The organism is Terracoccus luteus (assembly GCF_003635045.1).
GTDB classification, from domain to species: domain Bacteria; phylum Actinomycetota; class Actinomycetes; order Actinomycetales; family Dermatophilaceae; genus Terracoccus; species Terracoccus luteus.
Genome location: NZ_RBXT01000001.1, coordinates 2,959,329 through 2,977,058, shown reverse-complemented (window position 1 = coordinate 2,977,058; position 17,730 = coordinate 2,959,329). Strand labels below are relative to the sequence as shown.

Here is a 17,730-nt window from a genome sequence, read left to right as displayed (position 1 = left end):
CGAGTGTCGGGATCTCGTGATGTGATGGGCGCATGCCGGGCCGGACCCCTCGCGGGACCTCGACGCGTCGGCCGGCCCGTCGTGCGACGGCCCGGTCGACCCTTCTCGCGGGCCTCGTCACCCTCGTCGCCCCTCTCGGGGTGGGCGTCGGCGGGCTGACCGGGGTGGCCGGGGCGGCCCCCGTGAGCGCGGTCGGCGCCCCAGCCCGTGTGTCGGCGGTCGCGGCCGACCTGCCCGCGCCCCAGGTGCAGCGCGTCCCGGTGCGGGCCGAGGCCGACGGCACGGCCGTCACCCTCGACGTCTCCGTGTACGGCCAGTCCGACGGCGCGCGGCACCCGGCGGTGCTGCTCGCCCACGGCTTCGGCGGCTCGAAGGCGTCCGTCGCCGGCCAGGCTCAGCAGCTGCAGCAGCGGGGCTACGTCGTCGTGACGTGGAGCGCCCGCGGGCACGGCGCGTCGGGCGGCCTCATCCACCTCGACGCCCCCGACTACGAGGTCGCCGACGCGCGTTCGCTGCTCGACCTCGCTGCTGCCCGCAGCGACGTCGAGCTCGACGGCTCGGGCGACCCGCGGGCGGGAGTCATGGGGGGCTCGTACGGCGGCGCCCTCGGCCTCATGCTGGCCGGTGCCGACAAGCGGGTCGACGCCGTCGTCAGCGCCATCACGTGGAACGACCTGTCGACCGCGTTCTTCCCCCAGTCGGCGCTCGCCTCCACCCCGACCACGGCGGCCGGACGCCCGGCCGTCGCGACACCGGGGCCGTTCAAGCAGGTGTGGGCCACGACGTTCTTCCTGTCCGCCCGCGGGGGTGGCGCGGCCGGAGGTGTCGGCGGGGCCACGACGAGCGGGTCCGGCGCCGACGCGGGCGGTGGGGCGACGGCCCCCGACGTCACCCCGGCGCCGTCCGGCTCGGCTGCGCCCTCGGCCACCCCCTCGACCACCCCCTCGACCACCCCCTCGACGGCCCCCACCACGGCACGCTCGAGCGCCGCTGCGGCACAGGCCGACTCGTGCGGTCGCTTCGACCCGACCGTCTGCCGGCTGTTCCTGCAGACGTCGGAGTCCGGCGAGGCCGGCGACGAGATCGTCTCGGTGCTGAAGCGACACAGCCCGGCCCCGACCATGTCGCAGGTGACGGCGCCGACCATGCTCGTGCAGGGCATCGGCGACTCCCTCTTCGGGCTCGACCAGGCCGACGCCACGGCCCGGGCCCTGAAGGCGAGCGGCACGCCCTACGCGGTGCGCTGGAGCGACGGCGGCCACGACGCCCCCAGCACCCACGAGGCGGAGGAGACCGAGGCCTCCTACGCCTGGCTCGACCACTGGGTGCGCGACAAGGCGCCGCGTGACGCGCCCCTCCCCGGCGCCGCGTTCACCTACCCACTCCCCGCCTCGCGGCCCGGACAGCCCTCGACCCTGCACACGCTCCCGTCCTACCCCGGCCTCGGCGCCGCCCTCGACACCCGTGAGCTCGCGTTCGCGACCGACCGCGGGGCGCTGGTGCACCCGCCCGGCGGCCAACCGGCATCCCTCATCGCGGTGCCCGGCCTCGCCGCCCTGGGCATCAGCCTGTCGACCTACCAGATCGCTGCGCTGCCGGGCCAGTCCGCCGCGCTCGACACCGAGCCGCTGGCCGAGGCGGCCACCGTCGTGGGCTCGCCGACCATGCGGCTCACCGTGACGTCCGACACCCCCGACGTCACGCTCTTCGCCTCCGTGTGGACCGTCACCGGCGGCGGCGTCACCCTCACCGAGCCGCTCGTCGCCCCGTTGCGCGTCACCGTGACGCCCGGCCGGCCGACGCCCGTGCTGCTCTCGCTTCCCGGCGCCACCTACGACCTGCCCGCGGGCACGCGGTGGCGGGTGCTGCTGACGAGCACCGAGTCGACCTTCTCGAACTCGCGTGAGCCGAGCCAGATCCTGCTGTCGGATGCCGGTGGGCTCACCCTCCCGGTCGCCCGCGGTACCAGCGTGGGCTCGTCGGTCGGGGTCGCCGGTGTCGACACGGAGACGACCATCGCCGCCTCCGCCCTCGGCGCGCTGCTGCTCGTCGCGCTGGGCGGGTGGCTGCTGCGGCGCCGTCGTCGCCGCCTCGAACCCGCGCGTCCCGACCTCGCCGACGTGCCGCTCGTCGTCGAGGGGCTCGTCAAGACCTACGCCGACGGCCACCGAGCGGTCGACGACGTCACGTGGCGGGCCGAGAAGGGCCAGGTCGTCGGGCTGCTCGGCCCGAACGGCGCCGGCAAGACGACGACGATGCGCATGGTCATGGGCCTCATCGGGTCCGACTCCGGCTCGGTGCACGTGCTCGGGCAGCCGGTCACGGCCGGCTCGCCGGTGCTGGCCCGGGTCGGGGCGCTCATCGAGGGGCCCGGCTTCCTGCCGCACCTCACCGGCAAGGCCAACCTCGAGGCCTACTGGGCCGCGACCGGCCGCGCGCCCGAGGACGCCCACTTCGACGAGGCGCTCGACGTCGCAGCCCTCGGCGGCGCCGTCGACCGGCCGGTGAAGTCGTACAGCCAGGGCATGCGCCAGCGGCTCGGCATCGCCCAGGCCATGCTCGGCCTGCCCGAGCTGCTCATCCTCGACGAGCCGACCAACGGGCTCGACCCGCCGCAGATCGCGGCCATGCGACCGATCCTGCGGCGCTACGCCGAGTCGGGGCGCACCGTCGTCGTCTCGAGCCACCTGCTGGCCGAGGTCGAGATGACGTGCACCCACGTCGTCGTCATGCACGCCGGCAGGGTCGTCACCCAGGGTCAGGTCGCCGACCTCGTCGACAGCGACGACACGACGGTGCTCGACCTCCCCGAGCAGCTCGACCCGACGACGGTGCGCGAGGGGGTGCGCGTGCTGGCCGGCACCGACGGCATCACCGACGTGCGCACCGACACGCCCAGCCGCCTCGTCGTCGTGGCCGACGTGGCCCGCGCCGACGTGGTGCGCGCGGCGGTCGCGGCCGGCCTGCCCGTCATCGGCGTCAGCAGCCGGCGCCACCTGGAGGAGGTCTTCCTCGGGGTCATCAGCTCGGCGTCCGGCGCCGGGGACGGCACGGACGACGACGGCAGCGGGGAGTCGCTCGTCGAGCGCCTGCGACAGGTGAGGGCACGATGAGCGACGACCGCACGACCACCACCGGCCCGACCGGCACCAACGGCACCCGCGGCGCCGTCGCCGGGCCCGACGCGGCACCCGGTGAGGCGCTGCTCGAGGCGATCGACACGGCATCCGCCCCCCGCGACACCGACGTCAGGCAGCAGCGCGACCCGCTCTCGTGGCGCGCGGAGGTGCGGCGGCAGTGGGGGCGACGCCGCACGATCTGGGCCTTCGGGCTGCTGCTCGCCCTGCCGCTCGTGCTCGTCGCGTCGTTCTTCTTCGGCGAGCGGAACGACAACGGGCGCGGCGGCACGACGACTCGCATCTTCGACCTCGCCCAGGACGGCGCCGCGAACTTCACCCTCGTGCTCGTCTTCCTCGCCTCCGAGCTGCTGCTCGTGCTGCTCGCCGCCCTGTTCTGCGGTGACGCCGTGCCGTCGGAGGCGTCGTGGTCGTCGCTGCGCTACCTGCTCATCGCACCGGTACAACGGGCGAGGCTGCTCACGAGCAAGCTCGTCGTGGGCGTCACCTCGACCCTCCTCGCGACGTTCCTTCTCCCGGCGTGGGGGCTGCTCGTCGGCGGCATCGCGTACGGGTGGGACCCCCTGACCAACCCCATCGGCGAGAACCTCACGTGGGGGCAGTTCCTGCCGCGCCTCGCGCTCGCGATGGGATACATCTTCGTCACCCTGCTGCCGATCGCCGCCATCGCCTTCTGGCTCGGCACCCGCTCCGACGCGCCGCTCGCGGCCGTCGGCGGCGCCGTGCTCGTCTCCATCCTCGCGAACGTGCTCGACCAGCTCGACGCCCTCGACCCGTACCGCAACGCCTTCCCGGGCCACTACGGGCGGGCCTGGCAGGACGCCCTGGCCGTGACCCCCGACTGGACCGACATGGTGCACGGCACCCTGTGGTCGCTCGTCTGGGCGGTGCTGTTCACCATGCTCGCCTACCGGCGCTTCCGCCGGTCCGACATCCTCAGCTGACCCGACGCCAGCGGACCTCGGCCCCGCCCGGGCGTGGCTCCCCGGAGCGGGCGAGGGGTACGGTGCGGTCGTCCGTGATCGCCGTCGCCGCCGACCGCAGGAGTCACCGTGAAGCTGCTGCTCACCTCGGGTGGGGTCACCACCCCCGGCATCCGGGCCGCCCTCGTCGAGCTGCTCGGGCGCCCGGTCGAGGAGTCGACCGCGCTGTGCATCCCGACCGCGATGTACGGCCACCCGAGCGTGGGGGCCGGCGAGAAGGTGTGGGAGTTCGTCAGCGGCCGCTCGCCCAACCCCATGGTCGAGCTGGGCTGGAGGTCGGTCGGGCTGCTCGAGCTGACCGCGGTGCCCACCATCGACCGGGAACGGTGGGAGCCGGCGCTGCGCGCGGCCGACGCGCTGCTCGTGTCCGGCGGCGACGCCCTCTACCTCGCGCACTGGCTGCGGGAGTCGGGGGTGGCCGACCTGCTGCCCGAGCTGACCGACACCGTCTGGATGGGCCTGAGCGCGGGCAGCATGGTGCTCACACCCCGCATCGGCGACGACTTCGTCGGGTGGCAGCCGCCGGCGGGGGAGGGCGACCACACCCTCGGGCTCGTCGACTTCTGCATCTGCCCCCACCTCGCCCCCGACGGTGAGCCCGGCAACTCCTTGGCCGAGGCACAGGCGTGGGCGGCCACGATCGACCACCCGGCCTACGCGATTGACGACCGCAGCGCCGTCGTCGTCGCCGACGGCGACACCCGGGTCGTCTCCGACGGGCAGTGGGTGAGGTTCGACCCCGGGTCCCCGGTCTCGTCCTGACCCGGATGGGGCCGCGGCCCGCTGGCGGACACGGTTGCGCCCGCCCGGTGTCCCGAAGCGGGCCGTGGCGCGGGTGGAGATGCGGGGCCCGGGTCGGCAGGGTGGGGGCATGATCCTGCCGCCGGTCCGGGACCCCCGCCTCGTCACCGTCCGCCGCGGGGGCTCGCTCACCGACGACGACCACCGGCTCCTCGCCCTCTGGGCCGCCGACTGCGCCGAGCGCGTGCTGCCCCTCTTCGAGCGGTCGGCTCCCGACGACGACCGGCCGCGGCGTGCCGTCGAGGCGGCGCGGGCCTGGGCGCGGGGCGAGCTGCCGATGATGGCCGCGAGGGCCGACGGCGGGCACGCGATGGGCGCCGCCCGGCCGCTGACGGGGGCGCCCCGCTTCGCCGCCTACGCCGCGGGGCAGGCGGCCTGCGTCGGCCACGTCGCCGAGCACGACCTCGGCGCCGCTGCCTACGCCATCAAGGCCGTCGTGGCGGTGTCAGACGGGGACGCGGGTGCGGGCAGGCCCCTCGTCGACGACGTCCGACGCGCCGAGCGTGACCACCAGCGAGCCCTGCTCCCGGATGCCGTGCGCGCCCTCGTGCTCGACGACCAGGCCCGTCGCAGTCCCCTCTGCTGGAACCTCTTCGACGACTGACCGGGACGAGCACGACGACGGGGCCGGCCACGCTGATGCGTGACCGGCCCCGCCGTCGGTGGGCTCCGTCAGGAGCGTCTCTTCGTGTCAGCCCCGGCTCTGCGGGACGTTGATCGCGAAGGTCCCCGGCGCCGTCTCCGGCAGGGTCGTCGTGTAGTAGCTCAGGTAGCCGTCGAGGTACGGCGAACGGTCGCCCTGGGTGGCCGTGTCGAACCTCGTGTTCTGCAGGTCGAGGGCCAGGGTGGCGCCCTTGACGGTGATCGTCTCGTTCGACGGGGTGTCGGCCCACGAGAACGACGTGTTCGTGCCGACCCCGACGACGAGCTGGTGACCCGCCGCGAGCGTCCAGTCGACGGACTTGAGGTCGAAGGCCGTCTTCACGCCCGACACGAGCGACATCTGCTCGTCGAACATCGTCGCGGTCCCGTCGGGGGCGACGTCCCACAGGCGCACGAGCACGTTGCCGGTGCCGCGGGTCTGCAGCGAGACCCGCGGTGTCCCGGTGATGCGGGTCTCCTTCGCCACGGGCTTCGACCACGAGTAGTAGCCGTCGTCGTCGGCCGTCGTCCCCGGCTTGGGGCCGGCGGCCAGGCGGGCGGCGCTCGCGTCCGCGGCGGCGCTCGAGGTGGCCGACGCGCCGGAGCCGGAGACCGCGGAGGCCGGGGGCAGGGCGGGGGCGTTCTCCATGTCGTACGCGGGGGTCGGTGCGGGCGTCGAGCGACGCGCGCCGCTCTCGCCGCCGTCGTCGACGTAGCTGCCGGGGCGCAGGGTCACCGTCGTCGCCTTGCGCACCTCGGGCCACGACGACTGCGCCCGCCACTGGCCGAGGTTGTCCTCGATGACGAAGGCCGGGTCGTTGACGGCCGGCTTGATGCCCTTGAGCTCCTTGTCGTAGAAGCGCATGACCTCCTCGAACCAGCCCTCACGGCCCATGAGCAGGGTGCCGTCGCCGTCGACGTCGTTGCCGCGCACGTGCTCCCACTGCCCGAGCCAGCCGCGCTCGGTGCCCTGGTGGTTCTGCAGGTGCTTCTCGATGTCCTCGGGCTTGGTGTTCGGCTCGATGAAGCCTTGGGTCACGAACAGCGGGACGGTCGAGCTCTTGGCCCGCTCGGCGAGGTTGCGGGCGCGCCAGTACGCGGAGTTCGCGTTCGGGTCCTGGGTGTCCGTGAGGTTGGCCGCGTAGCACTCGGGGTGCGTCTTCTCGTAGGCGGCTGCGGCCTTGTACTGCTCCGAGTCGTCGGGCATCCCCTGGATGCCGGCGATGGAGTTGTACGCCCGCGGGGTGCCGAGGTAGTTCGGCCGGCGCACGCCGTTGCTGAAGAGGTAGTTGTACATGTCCCACACCGGCTCCTGGGCCACGACGGCCTTGAGCCCGGGCGGCGCCTGGTTGGTGCCGACGAGCCCGGTCGAGGCGTCGTAGGACTTGCCGTACATCCCGACCTTGCCCGTCGACCACGCCTGCTTCGTCGCCCAGTTGACCGCGGCGCGGACGTCGGCCTGCTCACCCGGCCCGACCCAGTCGAGGCAGCCGGTGGAGCCGCCGAACCCGCGCAGGTCGACCATGACGACGGTGTAGCCGCGGTTCATCAGGTCGGCCCCGACGATGAGGTCGTCGAACCGCTCCGACGGGCCGGTGCCCTCGAAGCCGTCGTCGCCGGTCTGCCCCCGGTGGGCGAAGTACGGGCCGACCGAGAGGATGACCGGCGTCTTCGCGTCGGCCGGCAGGTTCTCCGGGCGCAGCACGTCGGCGTGCAGCACGACATCGCTGCCGTCGGAGGAGGGGAAGTACTCCTCGGTCCAGAGCGCGCCGACGGGGACGCGGGGGTTCTCGTCGTGGCTGACGGGGTTGCCGGGCGTGGGGATGGTGGCCGCCTGCGCGGTGAGCGGCGCGGTGAAGGTGGCCGCGGCGACGCCGGTGAGCGTCAGGGCGGCCAGCAGCGTGAACGAGCGGGGTCGGGTCATGAGTCCTTCTCGGGTGGGCGAACTGGTGACAGTCGGACGCTAGGCGCGGCCCGACCACCCGGCAACCTGAAACGAGAAGGGGGTCGACGAACAGATGGTTGAACGGTGTTGTACCGCAACCGATCTCACCTGTCAGGGTGGACCGGAGGGCTGGATGCCGTTGGGCTCAGAGGGCTTTCGCAGCGGGGATGATGCGCTCGCCGAAGAGCTCGAGCTCGTCGGTGCGGGATCCGTCGCGGATGCCGGTGTGCACGTGGGTGATCCCGAGCTCGGCCAGCCCACCGAGGTGGTCGACGAACTCGTCGACCTTCTCGTCGTCACCGAGGTCGGCCATGCTGATGACGGTCTTCTCGATCGCGTCGTAGTCGCGCCCGAGGTCGTCGCAGTGGCGTCGCAGCACGTCGAGCTTGTGGGCCACCTCGGGGCTGTCGAAGAGGTTGCAGGCCTGCCCGTACTGGGCGACCATCCGCAGGGTCTTCTTCTCCCCGCTGCCGCCGATGAGGATGGGCGGGTGCGGCCGGCGCACCGACTGCGGCGAGTTGAGGGTGGACCCGAGCCGGTAGTGCGCGCCCTCGTAGGGGCCGTCGTCGTCGCTCCACATCTGCAGGCAGATCTGCAGGGTCTCCTCGAGGCGCTCGAACCGCTCGGCCGTCGACGGGAACGGCAGCCCCAGGCCGATGCACTCCTCCTCGTTCCACGCCGCGCCGATCCCGAGCCAGGCACGACCCTTCGACAGCACGTCGAGGGTCGTGACCTCCTTGGCCAGCAGGCCGGGCTCGCGGTACACCGTGGCCGTCACCCACGCGAGCAGGTCGACCCGCTCGGTGACGGCGGCGAGGAAGCCGAGGGCCGTGTAGGCCTCGAGCATCTCGTTCTCCTTCGGCCCCACGCCCCGGATCTGCCAGACGTGGTCCATGACCGAGAGCTTGGTGAAGCCGACCTGCTCGGCGAGACGGGCGGTGCGGGTGAGGTCGTCGACGAAGCTGTCGGCGCCACCCGACCAGGTGAAGTTGGCGAGGTGCAGTCCGAGGTCCATGACCCGACGCTACGCCGACCGCAGCCCGGCCGCCGGATCACCCGTCCCGACCCCGGCCCGGCCCCGCCCGGCGTCAGCGACCGAGGCTGCGCAGCGACCAGGCCGAGACCTCGTTGAGCCGCGCACGGGTGTTGCCGATGGGCAGCACCCCGTCGTGGGCGGGGACGCAGGCGTCCTTGAGGTGCAGGAACGAGGTGATGCTCGCCGCGTCGGGGCGGGTGCCCGAGGTCGCCTCGCCCACGCCCGTGCCGACGTCGTCGGGCAGCGTGCGGGCGAGCTCGTCGCGCAGCTCCTGACGCCACTGGCGCGCCGGGATGAGCGTGCCGCCCACGGTCTGCCCGCTCATGATGAGGGTGAGGTCGACGGAGACCGTGCCGGGCGCCTGCTGGTTGACGATGTCGACGAGACGGGCCAGCTGCAGGTCCGGGGCGAGCGCCTGCTCGATGTCGAGAATGTCCTCGACCGAGAGGTGTGCGGTTTCTGTGCTCATGCGGTGAGAGTAGGGGTGACGGACCCCCCGTGCGCGCCCGAACAGGACCATCGGGACAACTTTTGACAGCCGCCGACCAAGTCTTTACGGGAGCCATGCCCCCTGTTCGCCCCACGAACAGGAACGGCACCGGCCTCGGGCGCCGGCCCCACGGCATCCGGCCGCTATCCCTCCCTATCCCAACATGGACACCGGCGGCTCGGCGGACCACGGGAAGACGATCCACTGGTCGGTCTCCTTCCACACGAAGTCGGGGCGCACCTGCGACTTCGGCTTCGCATAGAGCACGGCGCTGCGGCACTCGGCGCCGTGCTCCCGCAGCAGGTCGAGCACGAGCGCGAGGGTGCGGCCCGAGTCGGCGACGTCGTCGACGACGAGCAGCCGGCGACCGCGGATGCTCTCGGTGTCGAGCAGCGGCGCGAGTAGCACCGGGTCGGGCAGCGTCTCGTGCACGTCGGTGTAGAACTCGACGTTGATGGCGTCGGTCAGCTTGACCCCGAGCGCGTACGACAGGCCACCGCCGGGCAGCAGGCCGCCCCGGGCGACGGCGATGAGGATCTCCGGCTCGAAGCCGGACTCGACGACCGACCGGGCGAGGTCACGGCATGCGTCGCCGAACCGGTCCCACGTCAGCACCTCCTTGTCGTCGAGGTCGCTGGAGTCTGCGTGGTAGGCCGTCGTCATCCTCCGAGGGTACGGGCCGGTGCCCGGACGGGGGCGGGACGCGGGCGAGGGGTGGGCCGGCGGGTACCGGCCCACCCCTCGCGGGTGGTGCGTCGAGACGGACGCCGTCAGTGGCCGGCGACCGCCGTGGCGGGCTCGCCCTCCTCCTGCTGCTGCGCCGACTCGCCCGGCTTGGGGCCGAGGTCGACGTGCGGCAGGAACAGCGTGGCGACGAAGGCGAGCACGAGCACGCCCGCGGCGACGACGAAGACCGTCGACATCGCGTCGCTGAAGCCGACGAGGAACGGACGCGCCAGGCGCGGGTCGATCTGGTTGACGAACGAGCTGTCGGTGAGGGCCGAGGTGCCGGCGCCGCCGCCGTTGCTCTTGAGCGAGGCGATGAACTGCGCGTTCGCGGCCGGGTCGCCGCCGGTGGGGTTCTTCAGCGCCGCCTGGAAGCTGGCGTCGCTGCTGGCCCGCTGGAAGGCGTCACCGATCTTGCTGCCCGCCTGCGAGAAGAGGATCGACAGGAAGACGGCGGTGCCGAGCGTGCCACCGATCTGGCGGGTGAAGGTGGCCGACGACGTCGCCACCCCGATGTCGCGGCGCGCGGCGGCGTTCTGGACGGCGAGGGTCAGCGGCTGGAAGTTGAAGCCGAGGCCGATGCCGAAGAAGAACATGACGATCATCGTCTTCCAGAGCTCGGTGTCCGCGTTGACCCAGTGGAACGCGTACAGCGAGAGCACGAGCAGGGCGGCGCCGATGATGGGGAACTTCCGGTAGCGCCCGGTGCGGGAGATGATCTGGCCCGAGGTGATCGACCCGCTCATGATGCCGAGCGTCATCGGGAGCAGCATGAGGCCGGCCTCCGTGGGGGTCGCGCCCTTGACGATCTGGAGGTAGAGCGGCAGGGCGGCGAGACCGCCGAACATGCCCATGCCGATGAAGACCGAGCTGACCGACGCGGCACCGATGGTGCGGTTGCTGAAGAGGCGCAGCGGGATGAGGGCCTCGTCACCCATGCGCTTCTCGATGACGAAGAAGGCGGTCGCACCGGCCGCGCCGATGGCGTAGCAGACGATCGAGCTCGCCGAGCCCCAGCCCCACTCGCGACCCTGCTCGGCCACGATGAGCAGCGGCACGAGGGCGATGGACAAGGTCGCCGCGCCCCAGTAGTCGATGCGGTGGTCGAGGCGGGTGTGCTTGAGGTGCAGCGTGCGCGTGACGACGATCAGCGCGGCCACGGCGATGGGGGCGTTGACGAGGAAGACCCAGCGCCAGCCGGTGACGCCGAACAGGGTGTCCTGACCGGCGAAGAAGCCGCCGATGACCGGGCCGAGCACGCTCGAGGTCCCGAAGACGGCGAGGAAGTAGCCCTGGTACTTCGCGCGCTCACGCGGCGGCACGATGTCACCGATGATGGCGAGCGACAGCGAGAAGAGGCCACCGGCGCCGAGGCCCTGGATGGCCCGGAAGCCGGCGAGCGACGGGATCGACCACGCCAGGGTGCACAGCACGGACCCGATGGTGAAGATCGAGATGGCGAAGAGGAAGAGCTTCTTGCGCCCGTAGATGTCGCCGAGCTTGCCGTAGAGCGGCGTGACGATCGTGCTCGTGATGAGGTACGCCGTCGTGACCCACGCCTGGCCGGCGAGGTCCTGCAGGTCGTCGGCGATGACGCGCATGGCGCTCGCGACGATGGTCTGGTCGAGCGCGGCGAGGAACATGCCCATCATGAGGCCGATGAGGATGGTGACGATCTCGCGGTGCGAGAGGGCGGGGCCGCCGCCGGGGGCCGTGCGGGCGTCACCGTGGCCGGTGGCGTCGGAGGTGGCGTCGGACGCCGGGTCGGAGGCCGGGGCGGGATGCTTGCGCGCGTACTCCCAGGCCGCCTTCGCCTCCGCCCGGGTGCGGATCTGAGCGGGCGGCTCAGCCGATGTGGTCATGTCAGTTCTCCTTGGTGACAGGTCGTGCCGGTGTCGCTGTGCCTCGCCCCGCGGCTGCGGGTGAGGCGGTGTAGGCGGCCGGGGGTGCGTCCCCGCGGTCGCGAAGGTTGCGGTCTAGCGCCTCGCTGAGGCGCTGCAGGTGGGTGGTGAACTCGTGCGCTTCGTCCGACTCCCAGTCGTCGAGCAGGCCCTGGAACCACGTGCCACGCACGTGCTGGACGTGACCGAGGACGTCGTGACCGGCATCCGTGAGGCTGACGAGCGAGGCTCGGCCGTCGGAGGGGTCGGACTGCTTGGCGAGGAACCCGTGCGCGACGAGCGAGCTCACCTGACGGCTCACCGTCGACACGTCGCTGTGCACGAGCGAGGCGATGTCGGAGATGCCGACGGGCCCCAGGCGGGCGATCGTGAACAGGGTCGGGTAGGCGCCCGCGTCGAGGGCCGCGTTGACCCGAGGCGCCGACGACTTGGCCGCCAGCAACAGCTTCTGCAGGCGGATCAGGGCGTGGAAGAGGTCGTTGGCCTCGTCCTTGCTCACCGTCACTCGGTCTCCTCGAAACTAGTTGCTTGCGACAAGCAAGTATCCGACGACGGGACGCGTCCGTCAAACCGTCGGGGGAGCGCGACGTGGCAGGATGTGCCACGCGTCACGGCGTCGGTCTCCGTCTCCCCACCCGGGGCCGGATGCCGGGTGGTGGCCACCCCGTCGAGCAGGACCGGGGCGCTCGCCGCGGCGACGCCCCGAGCAGGGAAGGAGGGCCGATGGCCCCGCAGGACCCGTCTGACGACACGTCGGCCCACGAGGGCAGCGTGACCACCCCGGAGGACCGCACGATCAACGAGGTGTTCACCCGGCTGGCCGCCATGCTCTACTCCGGCGCCGACTCGGAGTCGGTGCACCAGGCCCTCGTCGACGCCTGCCCCACGCTCGTCGAGGGCTGCGACCGCGCGGCCATCATGCTGCGCGAGCGTGACCGCTACCGCACCGCCGCGGCGACCGACGCCGTCGCGGCTCAGATCGACCGGCTCGAGCTGCGGGTCGGTGAGGGGCCGTGCCTCGACGCCATCCGCGACGAGGCCTACCAGCACGACCCCGACCTGTCCGACAGCGTCGGCCCGTGGCCGCGGTTCACGGCCGCGATCGTCGCCGAGACCCCGGTGCGGTCGGCCATCGGCTACCGGCTCATGCTCGACGGTGACAAGGTCGGCGCCCTCAACCTTTTTAGCGACAGCCCGAACGGGCTGACCCGCAAGGCCGCCGACGTCGGCGCGGTGCTCGCCTCGTTCTCGTCGGTGGCGATGATGGCGCTGCGGGCCCGCACCGAGGCGACGACGCTGCGCGAGGGCCTGCAAAGCAATCGCGAGATCGGCAAGGCGGTTGGGCTGCTCATGGCCGCCCACCGGGTCGGCGCCGACGAGGCCTTCGGCATCCTGCGCCGCACGAGCCAGGAGCTCAACGTCAAGCTCGCCCAGGTGGCCGCCCAGGTCGTCGCCGGGCAGGAGGACCAGTACGCCGGTCGCCGCTCCGACGGCTGACGCCGACGGACGGGGTGGCGCCCGGCCGACCCGGTGCCCCGGGCCGTCGACCCCGGACGGACCTAGGACGACCGCGCGGTGATGCCGTCGGCGCCGAGGTCGCGCCGGAGGTCACCGAGGACGCGGCGCAGCAGGCGGCTGACCTGCATGGCCGACAGGCCCATGTCCTCGCCGATCTCGGCCTGCGTGAGGTCGGCCGAGAACCGCAGCGAGACGAGCCGCCGGTCGCGCGGCGAGAGGCGGTCGATGGCCGCCCGCAGCAGGATCCCGTTGTCGAGGTCGGGGTCGTCGCCGTGCACGTCGGGCAGGTCGATGACCGGGCGGTCGCCGTCGGCGGTGCGGGCGTCGAGCGAGGCCGGTCGCAGGTTCGAGCTCGCGACCTGTGCCTCACGGACGGCGTTCTCGGTCAGGCCGAGGTCGATGGCCAGCTCGGCGACGGCCGGTGCGTGACCGACCTTCTGCTCCAGGCGATCCCGCGCTTGGGCGACGAGCTGACGCCGCTCCTGCAGCTCGCGCGGCGGGCGCACGAGCCAGCCGCGGTCGCGGAAGTGGCGGCGCAGCTCGCCGGTGATGGTCGGGGTGGCGTAGGCGCCGAACTCCGTGGGCTTGTCGAGGTCGAAGCGGTAGATCGCCTTGAGCAGGGCGAGGAAGGCCACCTGCTCGAGGTCCTCACGGTCGAGGCCGCGACCGGCGTACCGGTGGGCCAGCGACCGGGCGAGGGGCATGTGCGCGGTCGTCACCGCCTCGAGGGCGTCGTGGCGCTCGGCCTCGTCGGTGCTCGTGCGGAAGGTGGTGATGAGCGCCCGGGTGCTGGCGTCGGAGCGTCGGCGGGTCGTGGGCAGTCGCAGGACGCGGGCTCCGGAGCGGGCGCTCGTCACGGTGGGGGAAGGGCTCGTCACGGTCATGGGGCACTCCAGTCGACGGAACATCGACGAAACGGCATTGGCTTGACCGGTGCTCACGACGCTAGGCCCACCGGCTGGCATCCGCAAGGGCTCGCGCTGTGAGGTGTCTGCACGCGGAGGGCGCCCGGGACCCTTCCCAGCCCGGGCCGGTGTCGGTACAACGGAGGTCGGCCCTGCACCGCCGCCACGACCGAGGAGGGACCTGTGACCGACGAGGACACGCTCGACTGCGTCGTCGCCGGAGGTGGCCCGGCGGGCATGGTGCTCGGCTATCTGCTGGCGCGCGCCGGGCTGCGGGTCACCGTGCTGGAGAAGCACGCCGACTTCCTGCGCGACTTCCGCGGCGACACCATCCACCCCTCGACGCTGACCCTGCTGCGCGAGCTGGGCCTGGTCGAGGACTTCCTCCGACTGCCGGTGAACCGAGTCACGACCCTCGACGCGGTGGTCGACGGCACGCGGGTCACCGTCGCCGACTTCGGCGCGCTGCCCGGGCCGGACGCCGTCCTCGTCCTCGCGCCCCAGTGGGACCTGCTCGACTTCCTCGCCCGCCGGGCCGGACGGCTGCCCGGGTTCCGTCTGCTCATGAGCACGACGGTCGAGCGCGCGGTCGTCGAGCGCGGTCGCGTGGTCGGCGTCGAGGTGAGCGGTCCCGACGGTGAGCGCACTCTGCGTGCCGCGTTGACCGTGGCCGCCGACGGTCGCGGCTCACGGCTGCGCGAGGTGACGGGTGCGCCACCGGTCGAGTCGGGCGTCCCCGTCGACGTGCTGTGGTTCCACCTGCCCAAGCCGCCGGACGCGCCGCCCGACACGCTCGCCTACGTCGGGGGCGACGGCCTGGTGCTGACGATCGAGCGCGGCGACCGCTACCAGGCCGGGCATATCATCGCCAAGGGTGGTTTCGACGCCCTGCGTGCCGCCGGCCTGCCCGCCTTCCGGGACCGTCTCGCGCGCGTCGCGCCCCACCTCGAGGGTCCCGCCCGCACCCTCACCGACTGGAGCCAGGTCAAGCTGCTGTCGGTCCAGGTCAACCGGCTGCCTCAGTGGCACCGTCCGGGGTTCATCGCCATCGGCGACGCGGCGCACGCCATGTCGCCGATGTTCGGGGTCGGCGTCAACTATGCCGTTCAGGATGCCGTGGCGCTGGCCAACGCGCTCGCCCTGGTCCTGCTGCGGCTGAAGGAGGCTCGCAACCGAGCCGCCGACGACCGTTCTGGCGCAACACCACCCGACCGTCGGCTCGCCGAGAGGCTTGCCGGCGAGCTCGACTCCGCGCTCGCCGCCGTGCAACGGCGTCGCGAGCGACCGGTGCGTCGCATGCAGCGGCTGCAGGTGCTCGGGCACCGCCGCATCGCGAGGCCACCGCGGGGCGACCGCTTCGCGCCCCGCTGGGTCGGGCCCGTGCTGCGCGTCGTCACGCCCCGCCTGAGGCGACGGGTGGCGCACTTCGTCGGCGTCGGCTTCCTGCCCGAGCATCCCAGCCCGCTGCTGCTGCGGTCAGCGCACCCGGCTGATGGTGAGATCGAGTGAGCCGTCACCGACGGACCGGCACAGCACAGAGCTGTCCCCGACCGAGACCGTCTGACCCTGAGTGCAGGTAAAGGTCCCGCCCTCGGTGTCGCCGGCGGAGAAGGTGGCCGACCCGCCCGGGCTCGCCGACTCGAGACGGAAGCGGTCGCCGACGCTTCCCTGCACCGGCCCCGAGACCGGGAACGGCAGGTCGTGGAAGCCGTCGCCCGACACCGAGATCTCACAGCGGCGCAGCCCGGTGTCGGTGGTGCAGCTCGAACTCCACCGGTCGACCTGGCAGCCGCCGAGCACCACGGTCGTCAGACCGGTGGCCAGCAGCAGGACGGGGACTCGGGTGCGCACGACACCCACCCAACCAGTGCAGTCGTCGCCCGGGACCGCAGGCCGACCTCGGCCACGCGCCCATGAGGGGTGGGACCGGCACGACTGGGACCGCACTCGATACACGGCGATCGCAGGGAAAAATGGTACCACGGGTAGTACCATGAGCGAGTGGCCTCCGTGGAGTCGACCCTCGCAGCGATGCGCACCAACCCGCGCGACGTCACCTTCAAGGACCTCGAGCGGGTGTGCGAGCACTACTTCGGCACACCACGGCGTTCGGGGTCGTCCCACGTGGTCTTCACGACACCGTGGCCGGCGACCCCCGCGTCAACATCCAGAACGACAAGGGCAAGGCCAAGGCGTACCAGGTTCGCCAGGTGATCGCGGCAATCGACAAGAAGGGGGCCATGTGATGGACACTCTCGATCGGCCGGACGTCGACGTTTCTCACTACACCTACCGCGTCACGTGGTCCCCGGAGGACAGCGAGTTCGTGGCCACTGTGGTCGAGTTTCCGTCGCTGTCCTGGTTGGCACCATCGCAGATGGAGGCCCTCCACGGCCTCGAAGCCGTGCTCGCGGATGTCGTGGTCGACCTGCAGTCCGACGGTGACACCGTGCCGGAGCCACTCTCGGAACGGGCGTACTCCGGCCGGTTCAACCTGAGGCTTGGCCAGAAGCTGCACCGCGAGGTGGCCCTGCGCGCAGCCGAGGAGGACCTGAGCATCAACCAGTGGGTCGTCCGGAAGCTCATGGCCGACGGCTGACCCGCCCGGCCGTCAGGTGAGCAGGACGAGCGCCTCGAGGACGCGACGGGCGACGTCCTGATCACCGGTCACCGAGTAGTGGATCTCGTCGACCGACCGGCGACCGGCCGCCCGACGGGTCAGGGCCTCCGTCGTCAGGTGGATGGTCGTCACCTCGTGCGACTCCTGGCCCTCCGGCCGGTCGACGCCGCTGTAGAGCAGCTCGCCGAAGGGGCGGCCGTCCTCCCCCTCGCGCACCCGCACGCCCTCACGGGCGACGACGGGGCCGGAGACGTCGATGACGACGTCGTGACCGGCCGGCACCTTCGCCTCACGGGCGACGATGCGGGGGAGGGCGCCGAGGATCTCCTCGGTGAAGAGGGCGGCGCCGGCCGAGTCGAGGTCGCCGGGGGCGTCGAGCGCGGCCCGGAGGTCCTGCTCGTGGGTCCACGAGTCGATGGTGCGCAGGCGCAGCTGCTGCCCGAACGTCGTCTCCCCGGTCTGCATGCCGTCGGCGCTGCAGCTGTCGACCCCCATGCCGCCGACGCCGCTGACGTCGACGGTGATGGGGGAGTCGAGCTCGAGGCTCGAGCGGCGCAGCGCCTCCATGCGCTCGGGGTGGAACGCCGCGAGCTCCTGCACGACCATGCGGCCGGGCTGCGGGCGCCGGGCCTCGACGTCCATCTCGACGATGCGCTCGAGGTCGTTGCGCACGTGGGCGTACTCGGGCACGTCGACCTGCTGGCGCGGGATGCCGGCGAAGGCCTTCTGCGCGCCGACGACGTGGGCGATCTGGTCCTTCACGGTCCAACCCGTGTACTCGGTCGGCTTCTCGAAGTCGGCCTCCCGGCACGACAGGCCGAGGCCGATGATGGAGTTGACGATCTGCTCGAAGGCGTCGAGCAGCCCTGAGCGGTCATCGGGTGCGGCCGGATGCATGGGCATGGCGCCACACTACTTACCCTTGGGACATGTCGACCTCGTCGCGACCCGCCTCCCGCACCTCCGTGCGGTCGGTGTCGACGGCACGGACGGGCCGGGACGGTCCGGGACGGTCCGGCGGTGACG

16 protein-coding genes are annotated in these 17,730 nt (G+C 72.5%); 7 read left to right on the top strand and 9 right to left on the bottom strand.

What is annotated here, in order from left to right:
- Nucleotides 1-32 precede the first annotated feature (32 nt).
- The 4 genes from DFJ68_RS13520 (at nt 33) to DFJ68_RS13505 (ending at nt 5,525) form a co-directional block, all read left to right on the top strand.
- The gene (locus DFJ68_RS13520; RefSeq protein ID WP_211333363.1) at nt 33-3,113 is read left to right on the top strand and encodes an alpha/beta fold hydrolase; all 3,081 of its coding nucleotides are present in this window, start codon (nt 33-35) and stop codon (nt 3,111-3,113) included.
- Nucleotides 3,110-4,081, top strand: coding sequence for an ABC transporter permease (locus tag DFJ68_RS13515; RefSeq protein ID WP_121033984.1), 972 nt, complete (start codon nt 3,110-3,112; stop codon nt 4,079-4,081). Before DFJ68_RS13520 ends, DFJ68_RS13515 begins: the two co-directional genes overlap by 4 nt.
- Nucleotides 4,082-4,189: 108 nt before the next feature.
- Nucleotides 4,190-4,882, top strand: coding sequence for a Type 1 glutamine amidotransferase-like domain-containing protein (locus DFJ68_RS13510; protein WP_121033981.1), 693 nt, complete (start codon nt 4,190-4,192; stop codon nt 4,880-4,882).
- Nucleotides 4,883-4,991: 109 nt separating this feature from the next.
- Complete coding sequence (locus tag DFJ68_RS13505; protein ID WP_121033979.1) at nt 4,992-5,525, top strand: putative immunity protein; 534 nt, start codon at nt 4,992-4,994, stop codon at nt 5,523-5,525.
- Nucleotides 5,526-5,612: 87 nt separating this feature from the next.
- On the opposite strand, the gene DFJ68_RS13500 is transcribed toward DFJ68_RS13505, so the two are convergent.
- The 6 genes from DFJ68_RS13500 to DFJ68_RS13475 all read right to left on the bottom strand — a co-directional run bounded on the left by DFJ68_RS13500 (nt 5,613) and on the right by DFJ68_RS13475 (nt 12,166).
- A complete protein-coding gene (locus tag DFJ68_RS13500; RefSeq protein WP_121033977.1) occupies nt 5,613-7,487 on the bottom strand; it encodes a CocE/NonD family hydrolase in 1,875 nt (624 codons plus the stop codon).
- A 166-nt stretch (nt 7,488-7,653) separates the two neighbouring features.
- Nucleotides 7,654-8,523, bottom strand: a complete 870-nt coding sequence (locus tag DFJ68_RS13495) for an LLM class F420-dependent oxidoreductase (RefSeq protein ID WP_121033975.1) — start codon at nt 8,521-8,523, stop codon at nt 7,654-7,656.
- Between the two features lie 73 nt (nt 8,524-8,596).
- Nucleotides 8,597-9,013, bottom strand: coding sequence for a hypothetical protein (locus tag DFJ68_RS13490; RefSeq protein WP_147431587.1), 417 nt, complete (start codon nt 9,011-9,013; stop codon nt 8,597-8,599).
- A 174-nt stretch (nt 9,014-9,187) separates the two neighbouring features.
- The gene (locus tag DFJ68_RS13485) at nt 9,188-9,697 is read right to left on the bottom strand and encodes a phosphoribosyltransferase (protein ID WP_121033971.1); all 510 of its coding nucleotides are present in this window, start codon (nt 9,695-9,697) and stop codon (nt 9,188-9,190) included.
- 107 nt (nt 9,698-9,804) lie between these two features.
- Nucleotides 9,805-11,622 carry an MDR family MFS transporter gene (locus tag DFJ68_RS13480; RefSeq protein ID WP_121033969.1) on the bottom strand — a complete coding sequence of 606 codons (1,818 nt, stop codon included), beginning with the start codon at nt 11,620-11,622 and terminating at the stop codon, nt 9,805-9,807.
- 1 nt (nt 11,623) lies between these two features.
- A complete protein-coding gene (locus DFJ68_RS13475; protein WP_121033967.1) occupies nt 11,624-12,166 on the bottom strand; it encodes a MarR family winged helix-turn-helix transcriptional regulator in 543 nt (180 codons plus the stop codon).
- A gap of 218 nt (nt 12,167-12,384) precedes the next feature.
- Here DFJ68_RS13475 and DFJ68_RS13470 point away from each other — a divergent pair, with 218 nt between their 5' ends.
- Complete coding sequence (locus tag DFJ68_RS13470) at nt 12,385-13,158, top strand: GAF and ANTAR domain-containing protein (protein WP_121033965.1); 774 nt, start codon at nt 12,385-12,387, stop codon at nt 13,156-13,158.
- A gap of 62 nt (nt 13,159-13,220) precedes the next feature.
- Here DFJ68_RS13470 and DFJ68_RS13465 read toward each other — a convergent pair whose 3' ends face one another.
- Nucleotides 13,221-14,063 (bottom strand): sigma-70 family RNA polymerase sigma factor, encoded by an 843-nt coding sequence (locus tag DFJ68_RS13465; protein ID WP_121033963.1) that lies wholly within the window; start codon nt 14,061-14,063, stop codon nt 13,221-13,223.
- Nucleotides 14,064-14,267: 204 nt separating this feature from the next.
- Between DFJ68_RS13465 and DFJ68_RS13460 the strand changes: the two genes are divergently transcribed.
- Complete coding sequence (locus DFJ68_RS13460; RefSeq protein ID WP_276330704.1) at nt 14,268-15,593, top strand: FAD-dependent oxidoreductase; 1,326 nt, start codon at nt 14,268-14,270, stop codon at nt 15,591-15,593.
- Here DFJ68_RS13460 and DFJ68_RS13455 read toward each other — a convergent pair.
- Complete coding sequence (locus tag DFJ68_RS13455) at nt 15,561-15,935, bottom strand: hypothetical protein (RefSeq protein ID WP_147431586.1); 375 nt, start codon at nt 15,933-15,935, stop codon at nt 15,561-15,563. The genes DFJ68_RS13460 and DFJ68_RS13455 overlap by 33 nt on opposite strands.
- A gap of 394 nt (nt 15,936-16,329) precedes the next feature.
- On the opposite strand from DFJ68_RS13455, the gene DFJ68_RS13445 reads away from it, so the two are divergent.
- Nucleotides 16,330-16,683, top strand: coding sequence for a type II toxin-antitoxin system HicB family antitoxin (locus DFJ68_RS13445; protein ID WP_121035376.1), 354 nt, complete (start codon nt 16,330-16,332; stop codon nt 16,681-16,683).
- 12 nt (nt 16,684-16,695) lie between these two features.
- On the opposite strand, the gene DFJ68_RS13440 is transcribed toward DFJ68_RS13445, so the two are convergent.
- Complete coding sequence (locus DFJ68_RS13440) at nt 16,696-17,607, bottom strand: maleylpyruvate isomerase family mycothiol-dependent enzyme (protein WP_245963649.1); 912 nt, start codon at nt 17,605-17,607, stop codon at nt 16,696-16,698.
- Nucleotides 17,608-17,730: the final 123 nt, after the last annotated feature.

What these genes read in the sequence shown, in the direction of transcription:
- DFJ68_RS13515 (WP_121033984.1), top strand. Translation starts at nt 3,110, where the DNA reads ATGAGCGACGACCGCACGACCACCACCGGCCCGACCGGCACCAACGGC.
- DFJ68_RS13470 (WP_121033965.1), top strand. Translation starts at nt 12,385, where the DNA reads ATGGCCCCGCAGGACCCGTCTGACGACACGTCGGCCCACGAGGGCAGC.
- DFJ68_RS13490 (WP_147431587.1), bottom strand. Translation starts at nt 9,013, where the DNA reads ATGAGCACAGAAACCGCACACCTCTCGGTCGAGGACATTCTCGACATC.
- DFJ68_RS13495 (WP_121033975.1), bottom strand. Translation starts at nt 8,523, where the DNA reads ATGGACCTCGGACTGCACCTCGCCAACTTCACCTGGTCGGGTGGCGCC.
- DFJ68_RS13445 (WP_121035376.1), top strand. Translation starts at nt 16,330, where the DNA reads ATGGACACTCTCGATCGGCCGGACGTCGACGTTTCTCACTACACCTAC.
- DFJ68_RS13520 (WP_211333363.1), top strand. Translation starts at nt 33, where the DNA reads ATGCCGGGCCGGACCCCTCGCGGGACCTCGACGCGTCGGCCGGCCCGT.
- DFJ68_RS13440 (WP_245963649.1), bottom strand. Translation starts at nt 17,607, where the DNA reads ATGCCCATGCATCCGGCCGCACCCGATGACCGCTCAGGGCTGCTCGAC.
- DFJ68_RS13485 (WP_121033971.1), bottom strand. Translation starts at nt 9,697, where the DNA reads ATGACGACGGCCTACCACGCAGACTCCAGCGACCTCGACGACAAGGAG.
- DFJ68_RS13505 (WP_121033979.1), top strand. Translation starts at nt 4,992, where the DNA reads ATGATCCTGCCGCCGGTCCGGGACCCCCGCCTCGTCACCGTCCGCCGC.
- DFJ68_RS13465 (WP_121033963.1), bottom strand. Translation starts at nt 14,063, where the DNA reads ATGACCGTGACGAGCCCTTCCCCCACCGTGACGAGCGCCCGCTCCGGA.
- DFJ68_RS13500 (WP_121033977.1), bottom strand. Translation starts at nt 7,487, where the DNA reads ATGACCCGACCCCGCTCGTTCACGCTGCTGGCCGCCCTGACGCTCACC.
- DFJ68_RS13480 (WP_121033969.1), bottom strand. Translation starts at nt 11,622, where the DNA reads ATGACCACATCGGCTGAGCCGCCCGCTCAGATCCGCACCCGGGCGGAG.